This window comes from Streptomyces sp. NPDC006314 (genome assembly GCF_040613075.1).
Taxonomy (GTDB): domain Bacteria; phylum Actinomycetota; class Actinomycetes; order Streptomycetales; family Streptomycetaceae; genus Streptomyces.
In genome coordinates, this window is sequence record NZ_JBEXRL010000007.1 from 176,041 (window position 1) to 190,020 (window position 13,980).

Below are 13,980 nucleotides of genomic sequence, written 5' to 3' on the forward strand. Positions count from 1 at the left end.
CGAACGGACGGGGGGCTGGTCAGGACTGCGGTGGGGCCGGCTCACCGTCCGGGGACCGGGCCGCGAAGTAGGCGATGGTCTGCTTCAGGCCTTCCTCCCAGGGGACCTGTGGCGACCAGCCGAGCAGTTCGCGGGCGAGAGTGGTGTCGGGGCGACGCCGGCCGGGGTCGTCGACCGGCCGGTCGACGAACGCGATCGGCGAGCGGGAGCCGGTGAGGGCGACCACCCGGCGGGCCAGGTCCGCGACGGTGATCTCGTCGCTGCCGCCGATGTTCACCGGCCGCACGGACCGGCTCCCGGCCACCCGCAGAATGCCGTCGACCGTGTCGTCCACGTAGCACAGCGAGCGGGTCTGGCTGCCGTCACCGGTGACGGTGAGCGGATCCCCGGCCAGGGCCTGGCAGATGAACGTCGGCACCGCCCGGCCGTCGTGGGAGCGCATCCGCGGGCCGTAGGTGTTGAACAGCCGCACTATCCCGGCGTTCGTCTGCCGGGTCCCGGCGTGGGCGGTGACGAGGGCCTCGGCGAACCGCTTGGACTCGTCGTAGACGCTGCGTGGCCCGACCGGGTTCACATTGCCCCAGTAGCCCTCGTGCTGTGGGTGCACCAGCGGATCGCCGTACACCTCGGAGGTGGAGGCCAGCAGGAAACGCGCACCGTCGCGTGCGGTGATCTCCAGGGCGTTGCGGGTGCCGAGACTGCCCACGTCCAGGGTCTCCAGGGGCATGCGCAGGTAGTCGGCGGGCGAGGCCGGGCAGGCGAAGTGGAGCACCAGGTCGTACGGACCGGGCAGCCGCCGCGGGCAGTCCGGGGCGGAGACGTCGCAGTGCAGGTACCGGAATCCGGGCCGGTCCTCGAGGTCCGCGACGTTCTCGCGGCGGCCGCAGGCCAGGTTGTCGGCGCAGTCGACTTCGACACCTGAATCCAGCAGCCGTTCGCACAGGTGGGAGCCGAGGAAGCCGGCGCCGCCGGTCACCAGGGCGCGCCGCCAGGAAAACGCTCTGTCACCAGTCATGGGGCTGTTCCTTCGTCCACGTCCGCGCCCCGGGAACGCTCCTGGGTGTGGGCGTTCGGCGCGTGCCGCGGCGCCGGTTCCGGCGTCGTCGGCCCGTTCGGAAGAGAAGAGACAGGGCTCGGGGTCCCCGCTGACCGGAGGACCGCCCTGGTCGGCCGCCGCTGGCTCGACGGCACTGGCAGGTGAGTTCCCCTGCCAGTTGGATTCACACGTTGATTCTTATTGTCCGGTCCGGCGGGTACTCGCGCGACTCCGGCGACCGCACACCACGGTGGAGGAAGCCATGCACGACGACGCCACGACCGCCCTGCTGCACACGCTGCGGGCATCCGGCCAGTGGCCCCGGAGGCTGCTCCTGACCGGCTGGTTCAGCTTTCTGGACGGGGAGGCGACGGCGGGCGACGTGCTCGCCCGGCAGCAGGTGTCGGCGGCGCTGGCCCGGGCGGGTATCCGGCACGACACGGCGTGGAGCCCCGGTTTCCGCCCGGGAGCGCTGTCCCTGGACACGGTGGAACCGGCGGAGTACGACACGCTGCTCTTCGTGTGCGGTCCGCTGCACGGGCCGCAAGTCGCGGCGCTGCATGCCAGGTTCAGAACCTGTCGGCGACTCGCGGCCGGTGTCTCCGTCGTCGATCCGGCGGACCCGGCGGTCACCGGTTTCCACCAGATCGTGGCCCGGGACGGCACCGCGGCCCCTGCCCGCCCCGACCTCGCCGCCGGGGCCCCGGCCGGTCCGCTGCCGCCCGTGGCCGGGGTGATCCTCTCCCACGGGCAGGGCGAGTACGGCGTGCGCCGCCGGCACGAGGACGTCAACGCCCGGATCACCGGCTGGCTGGCCGGGAAGGACTGCGCGCGCGTGCCGGCCGACACCCGGCTGGCCACCGGCGACTGGCGGCTGTGTGCGACGCCCGAACAGTTCCTCGCCCTCATGACCCGCTTCGACGTGGTCGTCACCACCCGGCTGCACGGCCTGGTACTGGCCCTGCGCACGGGCACCCCGGTGATCGCCGTCGATCCGGTCGCGGGCGGCGCCAAGGTCAGCGCCCAGGCCCGGGCCGTGGGCTGGCCTGCGCTGGTCGACGCGGGCGCGCCGACCGAGGAGATTCTGGACCACTGGTGGCAGTGGGCGCTGTCCGAGTCGGGCCGGATGGCCGCCGCCTGCCACTCGATGCGCTGACAGGGCGGGGTTGCCCGTGTACGCACCGGGCCGCGGGGCACTCGGCGTGGCGACGGCCGGCCGTTCACGGCTGCCGCGATTCACGCAGGAGGTAAACGACATGGGTCACGGCGGAAACGTCATCCAGGAGCTGACGACCGACCATCGCGAGGTCGAGGAGATCTTCGGCCGAATCGAGGCGCTGCCGCCCGGCTCCGCGGAACGCAAGAACCTCGCCGACCAGGCCACGATCGAGCTGGTACGCCACTCGGTCGCGGAGGAAGCCCATCTGTACCCGGCGGTGCGCGAGCACCTGACGGGCGGGGACGCCCTGGCCGACAAGGAGCTCGAGGACCATGCCAAGGCCGAACAGCTCATGAAGGACCTGGAGGGCTGCGATGCGGACGACCCGCAGTTCGACAGGCTCATGGCAGAACTGATGAGCGAGATCCGGTCCCATGTGACCGACGAGGAGCAGAACCTCTTCCCGCGGCTGGAGGCGTCCTGCCCCGCGGACGCGCTGATGGAACTCGGTGACAAGGTCCGGCGCGCGAAGAAGATGGCTCCCACCCGTCCGCACCCGTCGGCGCCGGACAAGCCTCCCGCCAACAAGCTCCTGGCGCCGGGCGCGGGTCTGGTCGACCGGATGCGCGACGCGCTGTCGGGACGGGGCAAGGAGAGCTGATCGCCCGGCGGCTCCACCGCCGCTGGTCGGATTGCCGGCCTCCCGGCGCCCGCCCGCCGTCGTGGCGGGCGCCGGGAGGCCTCACGTGTGCCGAAGCTCAGGGCCGGGGGCCGACCCGGGAGCGGGAACGGCGACGACCACGAGGTCGGGGATCCTCGGCAGCGCGCCCACGGACGGGTACGACGGCACGGAGAGGATCGAGGAGGCGCTGGGGTTCACCGCGAACAGCCGCCGGGTGAAGCCGCCCGCCCTCAGGTGGTGCAGGATGGCCCGGCAGACCGATCCAGGCCTGCGCCCGGCGCCGACCACGGCGACCACCTTCGGTCTCAGCAGCGGTTCGAGACTGGCGATGTCGGCGGCCCTGCCGCGGGCCTCGACGGCCGTGAGGTACGTGTCGTCCGCGTCGAGGCGAATGGCACAGCGCACCTCGGGCCCGTCGAAGCGGCGGGCCGTGTGCAGACCCAGGTCGGCGAAGAGACGGAGTATCTCCCGATTCTCGCTGAGTGCGTCGGCGGTGAAAGTGGTGATGCCCTCGGCGCGGGCGGCGGAGACCAGGTGCTCGACGAGCAGGGTGCCCACCCCGCGGTGGTGCAGCCCGTCGGCGACGGCGACAGAGATCTCCGCCTCGTCACCCGCTCCCCCACTGTCGTAATCGGCCAGGCCGATCACCTGGCCGCGTGACTCGGCCAGCAACGCCTGGTAACCCGGGCGCGGCGGGGCGCAGGCCCGGTCGGCGGCCAGCTCGGCGCAGCGCCGGCTCGCCACGAAGAACCGCAGCCGGAGGTTGTCCGGCGACATCTCCTCGTACAGCCCCTGCACCCGCTCGTGGTCGCCCGGCAGCACGGGGCGGATGCACACGGTGGTGCCGTCCGCGAGCAGAGCGTGGACGGGGGGGCGGCTGAGCACGGCGTCCGTCATGGCAGGTCTCCTCCGGGCGTCTTCGACGTCTTCGAGCATCCAGCGGGACGATGCCCGGCCACAGGGACTGTCCGGGGCACACGGAGGGCCGGTCGGCCCCGGTCCGGCAGCCACTCGGCCCGCTCACACCGGCTGCGGTGACACGAGGCCGGGCAGTCGGCGTGGTGCAGCACCGTGCGCGGGCCGGCCGAGCCACAGTCCGAGGGCTCCCGGGTCGCGGCGGGCGCCGGCCGCGCCGCGGCCCGGAGCGCTTGGCCCCCGGCATCGAAGCGCCCCACCGCGCCGGCCGCATCACCCTCCGCCCCACCGAGCGCGCTACCCGGCTCAAGGAGCATGCCCTCCGTGCCCGCGCCCGCGCAGAGATTTCCTCGGGTGCGGCGATACCGAGCGAGTGCCTGCGCGGCACCGCACTGTTGGTGCACACTCTCGGGGCGGGTTCCTCGTGGAGGGGGTGGCGGACCTGCCTGGTGAGCACATGCGTCTCGTCTTCGTGCACGGCACCGGAGTGCGCGAGAAGCGTTTCACGCGTCTGTCCGGTCTGGTCTCGGACAAGCTTCGGTCGCGCCTTCCCTCAGCCGAGGTCCATGCCGTCTGCTGGGGCGAGGCCCACGGCGCCTCTCTCTCGGCGGGCGGCGCCTCGATTCCCCGCGGAGGCCGGGTAGTCCGTGGTCCGGCGGACGGCACCCCTCTGGACGAGGAGGCCGCAGGGTGGGGGCTGCTGCTCGCCGATCCGCTGTGTGAACTGCGGGTGCTGGCCGAGTGCGCCCCTGCGGATGACGGTGTCGGGACACCCGGGGTGCGCGCCGCGGGCCGGCAGGTGGCCGACGCACTGGAGGAGTTACCGGCGGCCCTGGCCGCGGACCGGGACCTCACCGGCCCGGTGCGGGCTGTCGGCGGGATGCCCAACCTCCTGACATCGGCGGAAACAGTGGCGTCCGCCTCGGAGTTCGCTGACGCCTGCGATGCCGCCGCATACGCCCCGGCGGTGCGGGAACTCGGGTACGCGACGGCGCGAGCGGTGATCGCCTGCGCCCTGGCCGTCGCGGGCGACGAGGCGTTATGCACGGGCGATGAACGGGACAGCCTCGTCGATCTCCTCTGTGTCCGCCTCGGCGGCGCGGGACGGTTCCCCGGCGGCCGTGTGGGCGCCGTCCTGGGAACGCTGGCCCTGCGACTGACGACACAACCTCTGCTGGACCGGTGGCGGACCTCGCTGACCACCGGCGCGGTGCCCGCGCTCGGCGACATCCTCCGCTACCAGGCCAGAGGCCGACCGCTGCGTGACCACTTGGAGAAGGTGATCGTCTCCCATGACGGTCCGACCGTTGTGATCGGCCACAGCCTCGGCGGAGTCGCTCTCGTCGACATGTGTGCGCTGGCCGCGATCCGGCAGACCGGCCCGCCGCAGCCACTGCTGCTGGTGACGGTCGGCTCTCAGGCCCCCTTCCTGCACGAACTCGGTGCGCTCACGGGGTTGCCGCCGTCGGCCGGTCTCCCTCCGGGATTTCCGCGCTGGCTCAACGTCTACGACCGCACGGACCTTCTCGCATACCGGGCGCAGCCGGTCTTTCCCGGCGACCCCCGCGTCACTGATCAGGAGGTGAGCAGTCGGCAGCCTTTCCCCCTCAGCCACAGTGCCTACTGGAAGCTCGACGCGGTGTACGACCGGATCGTGAAGGAGATCGAGGCTCCGCAGTGAGCACGGCCGATGTCCTGGAACCAGTCGATCCGCGAAGGATGTTCGCCTTGGTGGTCGGCATCGAGTCCTATGCGATCAGCCACCGCTGGGATCTGCCCGGGGCGGCCCGGGACGCCGTTCGCTTCGCGGACTGGCTGACCCGCGGCGGCGTTCCCCGTGAGCAGGTCCACATCCTGCTGTCCCCACTGGACCGCACGAGGGGCGACCTGCGGGAGATCGCCTGCCGGCCGCCCACGCGCGACCATGTCGAACGGCTGCTGTTCAAGGAGCTCCCCGCCTGTGACGGAGACCTGCTGTGGATCTACTGGGCCGGGCACGGCTACCTGGACAGCGCCCACCAGCTGCTTCTGCCGTACGCGGACGCCACCCAGGACTGGACGTCCCATCTCAATCTGGAGGCGGCGCTGCGCTGGTGGAAGGCTTCGGGGCCCATGGGCGGCCGCTTCCGTAGGCAGATAGCGATCGGTGACGCGTGCCGAGTCGACGCCCGTCACGCCCGCAAGCTCTCCTTCGGCGAAACCGGCTACGGGGCGCGTCCGCCGGACCCGGATCGGCTCCAGTTCACGCTGTACGCCTCGCGGGTCGGTGAACTCGCCCAGAATCTGCCGGACCGCGGAGCGGGACAGTTCACCGATGCGCTCATCCGCCGGCTGCAGGAGACCACGCTGCAGAAGAGCGTGCACGACCTGGTGGCGATCGCCCGCACCGTGCAGGCCGACCTTCTGGCGCTGCGCTCCCGCGGGCTGGCCTGGCAGCAGCCGCAGTTCATCGTCGACCGGGACTGGTCCGGCTCCACGATCTTCGGGGGCAGCTGGCACGGGCGCGACACCCCCGACTGTCCAGCAGCCTGCCTCGACCAGCAGGGATGGGACGAACTGGCACCGCTCCTCCGTGTCCCCCGTCTTCCCGCTCATACCTACGACGCGTACCGCTGGGCGTTCGAGATCACCGACTGTGCGTTTCCCGCCCGACGGGGTCTGCCCGCCGCCGAGTTGGCCGGTATCACACACGACCTCGATGCGCGCCAAGGCCGACGGGGCATGCCCCTGGTCCTGCCGTTCATGCGCCATCTCGCCGCGCACTGCGAGGACGCCGTCTGGGCCCGGCAGGTACTCGCCTGGACCGAGTCGGCTCGTGCGCGGTTGGGTGTCCCTCCGGTGCCGGTACCTCCCCGGCCCCACTCGGAGGACGTCGGCCTGCACGTGCGGTTCGAGGAGGACACCGGACTCGACAACGCCTACTGGGTGCGGATGTGGCTCTACCGCAACGAACGCTTCGAACCGCTCTGGGAATCGCACCAGCCGCTGGACCCGCCCGGGGTGCAGCGGGCGCTGGCTCGTCTCCTGCGCCAGCCGTACGCGCGGGAGGTGCGGCGCATCGAGTTCCATGTACCGCTCGGTCTGCTGGCCGAGCCTTTCGAATGCTGGCGGTTGCCCATCGGCAGGCACGAGAAGACCGTTGAGCTCGGCCAGGCGTTCGAGGTCGTGGTGCGTTGCCCTGACGAGCGAGACGGCCTGGCGGGGACTCTGTGGAACCGTAAGTGGCAGTGGTTCAAGGCTCATGGAGGGGTGGATCCGCAGGCCGTGCGGGAAGTGTGCGACGAGGCCGTCTCCCCTGATCTCGGCGGCATGCTTCAGGCCGCCGACCCGCCTGTGTGTGTACTGGCCGACGTCTCCGGGCAGCGTCTGGCGGAGACCCTGGAGGCCGTGCTCGACGCCGGCGTTCCGATCGCCGTGTGGCACAGGAACGGTGGTGAACGGGGCCGTATCACCGCGGCTCTTGCCGACCGGGACGAACTGGACGTCCGCCGGCTCCCCTCCCTGGTGCGGCAGTCCAGGATCCCGCACCCGGCGTCCGTCACGGAGGCGGGACGGACGTCCTCACCCCCTCTCGCGTTGATGTGGGATGACCCTGAACGCGTGCCCGAAAGGCGGAAGTTGTCATGACAGAGAAGGACTGGTGGATCTACCGGGGCCCGGGAGAGATCCGGGACCGGCAGGTGAAGCTCGCGGCAGAGTGCCCCCCGTGGCGCACCTTCGACGGCGAACCGGACCCGGCGTACGTCTTCCCCGACCACGACAGCGCCGCCTGGCGGGAAACCCTGCGGCGAGGTACCGGATACGTGCCGGACACGGCGGAACTGAACGCCGTCAACACGGCCCTGTATCTTCGGCGCCCGCTGCTGGTGACCGGCAAGCCGGGAGTGGGAAAGTCCACCCTCGCGTACAGCATCGCAGCCGACCTGGAGCTCGGGCCCGTCCTGCACTGGCCCATCACCAGCCGGAGCACCCTGCGCGACGGGCTCTACCAGTACGACGCCATCGGCAGGCTCCACGAGGCCAACCTTCGGCACCTGCAGGGAGCGTCCGGCGATCCCGATGGCTTCTCGATCTCGCCCTATCTCCGCCTCGGCCCCCTGGGCACCGCTCTCCTCCCTCGCCGGCGACCTCGGGTGCTGCTGGTCGACGAGATCGACAAGAGCGACATCGACCTGCCCGGTGACCTGCTGACGGTGTTCGAGGAAGGGAACTTCGACATCCCCGAACTCGCTCGTGTCGCCGGCCAGGAACCCGAGGTGCGCGTCGGTACACACGATGATCCCGAGGCGCGCGTACGCGTTGAGCGGGGTTTCGTGAAGTGCCGGTCGTTTCCCGTGATCGTCCTGACCAGCAACGGGGAGCGGGACTTTCCACCGCCGTTCCTGCGGCGCTGCATCCGGCTCCACATGGAACCGCCCGGCGAGGAGAAGCTCGTGCAGATCGTCCGCCGACGGCTGGGGCTGGACTCCGCGCAGATCGACCGCCACCGCGGGCTCGTCGAGAAGTTCCTGGAGCGCCGGCTGGACGGCGATCTGGCCACCGACCAACTGCTCAACGCCGTTCAGCTACGGCTGCGGGGGGCCTGGTCCGACACGGCCGACGAGGCGCAGTTCCTCGACTCCGTCCTGCAGCGACTCACCGGTCCCACATCCCTCCAGGGGCCCCTGTAATGCTGGAGGAACTCCGCGCGGCGCTGCTGGCGGCCGGCGTGGAGGCGGGCCCGGAGGAACTGGCGGACATCCTCTGGCTGGCGGGCCGCGCGGGCACTCACCGCCGACCGCGGAACGAGGGGGTACGGGGCGAGCCGCTGCTGACCGGGGAGCACATGTCTCCCGCCTCCCCGCCACCCGTGGAGAACACATCGCTGTCCGCGAGAGGGGTGCGCCACTACGCCGCCTCCTCAGCCGGCGACGAACTCCGCGACGCACCGCAGGGCAGGCCGGTGCGGGTGCGGCGCGCGTCGGACCTCGCGGACCCCCTTGGTCTCATGAGGGCCTTGCGCCCCCTCGCCAAGCGGACCGTCACCGGCGTGACCGGTACGGAACTGGACGAGGAGCGCACCGTCGTCGCCAGCGCCGAACAGCGTATGACGGTGCCGGTGCTCACACCACGCCGCGGCCGGTGGATCGACCTTGCCCTGGTGGTGGACACGCACCATTCGATGGTGCTCTGGCACGACCTGGTCACGGAACTGTGCCGCACTGTCGAGCGGACGGGAGTCTTCCGGGACGTGCGCACGTGGTTCGTCAGCGGCACGGACGGCTCGTCAGATCCCCGGATCGCCTCGGCGCGGGGCGGCGAGCCCCGCAGTCCCCAGGAGGTCGCCGATCCGACGGGCCACCGGCTCATCGTGGTCCTGACGGACGGAGTGGCGCCCGGGTGGAGCGGCGGTGCCCTCCATGACGTGCTGCGCCACTGGGCCGGGCACAGTCCGCTCTGCGTCCTGCAGGTCCTGCCACGCCGGCTGTGGGGCAGCGCCGCGCTGACGGCGACCGGCATGTCGGTCCGGGCCGGTCAGCCCGCCGCCCCCAACACGTCCTGGCGCCTGCTGCCGGCCCGGTCCGCGCGGCGACGCCTCCGCTCCCGCTCCCGGTACGGCAGACCCTGGGCGGAGGAGTTGGCGCACACGATCGCCGTTCCCGTCGTCGAGGCGACGTCCGCGGGGCTGGGTTCCCTCGTCTCGCTCGTCACCGGCGACGGGCGCTGGCACCGGATGTCCTGCCTGGCGGTCCCCCGCACCCGCGCGTCCCGGGAGGAGGCACCCGCGCCACCCGCCGCACCACCTGCGCCTTCCGGCCCTGCTGCCCTGCGGCGGTTCCAGGAGACCGCGTCGCCGCTCGCGCAGGAGCTGGCCGGCTACCTGTCCGCGGTCCCGCTCACCCTCCCTGTGATGACCCTCGTGCGCCGTGTCATGCTGCCCCATGCGGAGCACGGACATCTCGCGGAGGTGGCGCTGGGCGGGCTCCTCGCCCCCTGGCGGGAGGCGGCTGGCCGCCCCATCGACGACATGTCGGTGTTCGCGTTCGACTTCCTGCCGGGGGTGCGGGAGGCGCTGCTGGGTGCCCAGCTCCGGCACGAGGTGACGGCCGTGCAGGAACTGGTGCGCCGCACGATGGCCCGTCACCTGGAGCGCCATGCCGGGGGTCCGGGTCCCGACTTCCCCGCGGTTCTTGTGGCGCCGGGCGAGCGAGGCGGGCCGGGGCGCGGCCGGGCCGTGGGAGCGGGCGCCGTACCGTTCGCCGAGGCCGACGGTGCCCGGGTGCGGATGACTTCGGTGCGGGAAACCGAGGCGGTGCCGTTGGGGGTGCACCCGGTCGCCCCTGCGGACCCGGCCCGGCTTCCGGGGTACGTGGCGCGGGACCACGACCCGCGGCTGCGCGACGCCGTAGGGCGAGCAGCTTCCGGCGAGCGGGTGCGCGTCGTGCTCGTCGGCGAGGCCCTGTCGGGAAAGACGCGCTCGGCCTGGGAAGCGATCCTCGCCGTGGTACCCGGCTGGCAGGTGTGGATACCGGACGACTTCACGGACGGGCAGGACGTCGTGCGGCACCTCGGGCCCGACACCGTGGTGTGGCTCGACGGCCTGGAAAGGTATCCGGTCGCCGGGGCACTTCTTCGTCAGGCGCCCGAGCCGCGGCTCGTGCTCGCGACGGTGCACCCGGCCCACTGGGAAAGGCTTCATGGGGAGCAGACCTGGTCGGGGGCGACCGTGATCCACGTCCCGCATGCCCTCAGCGCCCCGGAACTCGAGCGGGCGCGCTCCGCCTGGGCCACCGGCAACGATCCGGTTCTCACCGCCGCGCTGGAATGGGCGCGGGACGGGGGCGGTTTCGAGGGGCTGATGATCGGGTTCATGTTCTTCACCGCCTACGAGGGCGCGTCGCAGGAGGTGCGTGCCCTGGTCGACGCCGCCGTGGACGCCCGCTTCGTCGGTCACCGGACTCCGCTGTCGGGCCGAGCACTTGTGCGGGCGGCGAGGGACTACGTGACAGGCCCGGCCACGGGCGACTCCCGGTTGCGTGATGCGCTGGGGGACGCGACCGGTCCGCTCGCGGGCGGCGTGCGCCTCCTCATGCCGCACATGGGACGAGACGGTATCGGCTACATCGCAGACGACGTGGCGCTGCGCATACGGGGCGGGCGCCCGACCGCCGTCTATCCGCCTTCTCTGTGGCGGGCGCTCAGGAGCCATGCCTCCCGCCTCGATCTTGCGGCCGTCATCCAGTCCGCCCGGCAACTCGGACTGACGCAGTACGGCTGGCCGACCCAACGGCTGGCACCCGGTCCGGACCGTGCGGCAGTGCGCCTGTGGGCTCGGGAGCGCGTGCTGTGCTCGGGCGTTCTCGTCGGTCCCGGCCTTGTCGTGGCGCCGGCCGGCCCGTTGCACCCGTCTGCGTCTCGTCTGAGCGTCTCTCCAGGAGAGGGCCCGGCCGGCGAAAGGTACGAGGCACGGGCAGACTGGGTCGACGAGGCCACCGGGCTGGCGCTGGTGTCGGTGACGAACGCCAGGTGGGCGCAGGACTGGGGCAGCACCGTCGTCCTCGCCGAGTCCGGCATCGTTGCGGGGCAGCGATTCACCGTGGTGGGAGGGCGGCCCGAGCCGTCCCGCGCGACGGCGCCCACCGGGCCGGGCGTCTACCTGGACACCACCGCGGTCGGCCCCGACACCCTGCGGGTGGAATCCTCGGCGCCCTGGACGACCCACACGGTGGCGGGCGCCCCGGTGTTGGACGCTCAGGGTCACGTGGCCGGTGTGGTCACGGGCGCCACGGAAGAACACCTCACCGTGGTCACCGCCCGGCGGATCGCTGCCGCGCAGGCCGGGCTGATGGAGGCACGGCGGGCGCGAGCCCCTGAATCCCCTGGGGACCGGGAAGCAGGACACGGGCGAGGCGAAACGCCCGGCGGCTTGCCGGAGTGGCGGTCGAGCATGTCCGAAGCGCGGGTCCCCTTTCTCGCCCGGCTCGAACCCGAGGACCGGACCGCCCTGCTGGCGACGGGCCGGGAACTCACCTTCGACGCACGGGCCGCGCTCCTTCACCAGGACGAGCCGAGCAGCCACGTTCTGATCATCGTGGCGGGCTGGGTCAAGGTGACCGCCGCCTCCCCGTCCGGCTACGAGGCCCTGCTGAGCCTGGTCGGCCCGGGAGACCTGGTGGGCGAGGAAGCGACGCTCACCGGACGCCCGAGAGCGGCAACCGTCACCGCACTCGAGCAGGTCAGGGCTGTCGCCGTGCAGGGAAGCCGGTTCACGGACTTCCTGCAAGGGCATCCCCGGGTGTCCAGGGCGCTGCTGGGGCTCACGGCCGACCGGCTCCGGCATGCCGACCGCCGCCGCGTGGAGTTCGCGTCGATGAGCGTGCGGGAGCGCTTGGCCGTTCTCCTGCTGGACCTGGCGAGGACCCACGGACGCCGTTCGGAGGCGGGGATCGAGGTGGCCGTGCCCCTCACCAAGCAGGAATTGGCCGGAGCCGTGGGCGCGAGCCGGGAGATGACCCAGCGGCTGCTCAAAGAACTGCGCGACCGCGAAATCGTGAGCACCGGACGACGAACCATGGTGATTCTCCGCCTCGACCTGCTGCTGGCCATGGCCGGCACACAGGCGAACAGCTGACCGTTACCGCCGACGCCTCCGGCTGTCGGGGGACTCAGGCTGCACGGCAGGCGAGAGGTGCGGTGAAGCCGGGCGGTGTCACCTTCGACCCCGGTTCGGCGCCTCGGCTGTCCCCGACATCACCATCACGCCGCACGAGCGCCTTGCGCGGCTCCGGAGCGGCGGCCCCGGGCGCGGGCTTGCGGGCCCGCCGACTCCCGTCCGTCTCGATGTCGCTCTTTCCAGCCAGTCAGTGACCGGCTGGCGGCGCGCGTCACCGTTTCGGAGCCGTGCGGGCACACTGCGTGAACCGGCAGCCCGGGGCTGCTCGGCCCGAGAGCCGGTTCGGTCAGTGGCGGCCAGGCGGGAAGCCGGCGCGCATGACCTTCACTGCCGCAAGGCCGATACTGAGGAGCAAGGCTCCGTCCATCCACCCCGGGGGGCTACCCGCTGCCAACCGGACCGCCGAGATCAACAGCTGGTTGGAACCGGCCCGAACAGGAAGACACCGGTCAGAGAATCACCTGCTACGCCTCTTAGGAGATAGGTATGAAGATGTTGATCAACGTGCCGGAGACGGTCGTGGCGGACGCGCTGCGTGGCATGGCGGCCGCCTATCCCGATCTGACCGTGGACGTGGAGAACCGGGTGATCGTCCGCCGGGACGCGCCCGTGTCAGGGCAGGTCGGGCTCGTGTCGGGCGGTGGATCGGGGCACGAGCCGCTGCACGGCGGGTTCGTCGGCCCGGGCATGCTGTCCGCCGCCTGCCCCGGTGAGGTGTTCACCTCGCCGGTGCCGGACCAGATGGCCCGCGCGGCGGCCGCCGTGGACAGCGGCGCCGGGGTGCTGTTCATCGTCAAGAACTACACCGGCGACGTGCTGAACTTCGACATGGCGGCCGAACTGGCCGAGGACGAGGGCATCCAGGTCGCCAAGGTGCTCGTCAACGACGATGTGGCGGTCACCGACAGCCTCTACACCGCCGGGCGGCGCGGTACCGGCGCGACGCTGTTCGTGGAGAAGATCACGGGTGCCGCCGCGGCCGAGGGACAGCCGCTGGAGCGGGTGGAGTCCATCGGCCGCCAGGTGAACGAGAACGCCCGCAGCTTCGGTGTGGCGCTCAGCGCCTGTACGACACCGGCGAAGGGCAGCCCCACCTTCGATCTGCCCGAAGGTGAGCTGGAGTTGGGCATCGGTATCCACGGCGAGCCGGGCCGGGAGCGGCGCGCGATGATGACCTCCGGGGAGATCGCCGACTTCGCGGTGCACGCGATCCTGGAGGACATGCCCCCGCGCAGCCCCGTGCTCGTGCTGGTCAACGGCATGGGCGCCACCCCGCTGCTGGAGCTCTTCGGCTTCAACGCCGAGGTGCAGCGGGTACTGCGCGAGCGCGGTGTCACGGTGGCCCGCACCCTCGTCGGCAACTACGTCACCTCCCTGGACATGGCGGGCGCCTCGGTGACGCTGTGCCAGGTCGACGAGGAACTGCTGCGCCTGTGGGACGCGCCGGTGAAGACCCCGGCGCTGCGCTGGGGGATGTGATACGGCGGACTCGGCGCTCACCCTCCCCACCACGCCGGTCAACACCCCTACCACGC

At 71.9% G+C, this 13,980-nt stretch carries 8 protein-coding genes and 2 pseudogenes; 8 read left to right on the forward strand and 2 right to left on the reverse strand.

Features of this window, described 5'->3' with window-relative positions:
- Positions 1-19: 19 nt before the first annotated feature.
- On the reverse strand, positions 20-1,015 hold the full coding sequence (locus ABZ079_RS15330) for an NAD-dependent epimerase/dehydratase family protein (RefSeq protein ID WP_356939912.1): 996 nt from the start codon (positions 1,013-1,015) through the stop codon (positions 20-22).
- 283 nt (positions 1,016-1,298) lie between these two features.
- Between ABZ079_RS15330 and ABZ079_RS15335 the strand changes: the two genes are divergently transcribed.
- Both ABZ079_RS15335 and ABZ079_RS15340 read left to right on the forward strand, forming a co-directional pair.
- Positions 1,299-2,192 (forward strand): polysaccharide pyruvyl transferase family protein, encoded by an 894-nt coding sequence (locus tag ABZ079_RS15335; protein WP_356939913.1) that lies wholly within the window; start codon positions 1,299-1,301, stop codon positions 2,190-2,192.
- Between the two features lie 100 nt (positions 2,193-2,292).
- The gene (locus ABZ079_RS15340; RefSeq protein ID WP_356939914.1) at positions 2,293-2,856 is read left to right on the forward strand and encodes a hemerythrin domain-containing protein; all 564 of its coding nucleotides are present in this window, start codon (positions 2,293-2,295) and stop codon (positions 2,854-2,856) included.
- A 120-nt stretch (positions 2,857-2,976) separates the two neighbouring features.
- Here ABZ079_RS15340 and ABZ079_RS15345 read toward each other — a convergent pair.
- Positions 2,977-3,774 (reverse strand): annotated as a pseudogene (locus ABZ079_RS15345) (GNAT family N-acetyltransferase); the annotation flags it as partial.
- Positions 3,775-4,249: 475 nt separating this feature from the next.
- Here ABZ079_RS15345 and ABZ079_RS15350 point away from each other — a divergent pair.
- From ABZ079_RS15350 to dhaK, 6 genes and pseudogenes are all read left to right on the forward strand, one after another.
- Positions 4,250-5,473 carry a hypothetical protein gene (locus tag ABZ079_RS15350; protein WP_356939915.1) on the forward strand — a complete coding sequence of 408 codons (1,224 nt, stop codon included), beginning with the start codon at positions 4,250-4,252 and terminating at the stop codon, positions 5,471-5,473.
- A gap of 50 nt (positions 5,474-5,523) precedes the next feature.
- Positions 5,524-7,419 carry a hypothetical protein gene (locus ABZ079_RS15355; RefSeq protein ID WP_356939916.1) on the forward strand — a complete coding sequence of 632 codons (1,896 nt, stop codon included), beginning with the start codon at positions 5,524-5,526 and terminating at the stop codon, positions 7,417-7,419.
- On the forward strand, positions 7,416-8,462 hold the full coding sequence (locus tag ABZ079_RS15360) for a MoxR family ATPase (protein ID WP_356939917.1): 1,047 nt from the start codon (positions 7,416-7,418) through the stop codon (positions 8,460-8,462). The genes ABZ079_RS15355 and ABZ079_RS15360 overlap by 4 nt, the downstream gene beginning before the upstream one ends.
- Positions 8,462-9,910: pseudogene (locus tag ABZ079_RS15365) on the forward strand (SAV_2336 N-terminal domain-related protein); the annotation flags it as partial. The gene ABZ079_RS15360 and the pseudogene ABZ079_RS15365, both read left to right, overlap by 1 nt.
- A 1,809-nt stretch (positions 9,911-11,719) precedes the next feature.
- Positions 11,720-12,403, forward strand: coding sequence for a Crp/Fnr family transcriptional regulator (locus ABZ079_RS15370; RefSeq protein ID WP_356940077.1), 684 nt, complete (start codon positions 11,720-11,722; stop codon positions 12,401-12,403).
- A gap of 528 nt (positions 12,404-12,931) precedes the next feature.
- On the forward strand, positions 12,932-13,924 hold the full coding sequence (gene dhaK / locus ABZ079_RS15375) for a dihydroxyacetone kinase subunit DhaK (RefSeq protein WP_356939918.1): 993 nt from the start codon (positions 12,932-12,934) through the stop codon (positions 13,922-13,924).
- The last annotated feature ends 56 nt before the right edge of the window (positions 13,925-13,980 follow it).

Coding starts and splice junctions, on each gene's coding strand:
- ABZ079_RS15360 (WP_356939917.1), top strand. CDS start 7,416: ATGACAGAGAAGGACTGGTGGATCTACCGGGGCCCGGGAGAGATCCGG.
- ABZ079_RS15330 (WP_356939912.1), bottom strand. CDS start 1,015: ATGACTGGTGACAGAGCGTTTTCCTGGCGGCGCGCCCTGGTGACCGGC.
- ABZ079_RS15350 (WP_356939915.1), top strand. CDS start 4,250: ATGCGTCTCGTCTTCGTGCACGGCACCGGAGTGCGCGAGAAGCGTTTC.
- ABZ079_RS15370 (WP_356940077.1), top strand. CDS start 11,720: ATGTCCGAAGCGCGGGTCCCCTTTCTCGCCCGGCTCGAACCCGAGGAC.
- ABZ079_RS15340 (WP_356939914.1), top strand. CDS start 2,293: ATGGGTCACGGCGGAAACGTCATCCAGGAGCTGACGACCGACCATCGC.
- dhaK (WP_356939918.1), top strand. CDS start 12,932: ATGAAGATGTTGATCAACGTGCCGGAGACGGTCGTGGCGGACGCGCTG.
- ABZ079_RS15335 (WP_356939913.1), top strand. CDS start 1,299: ATGCACGACGACGCCACGACCGCCCTGCTGCACACGCTGCGGGCATCC.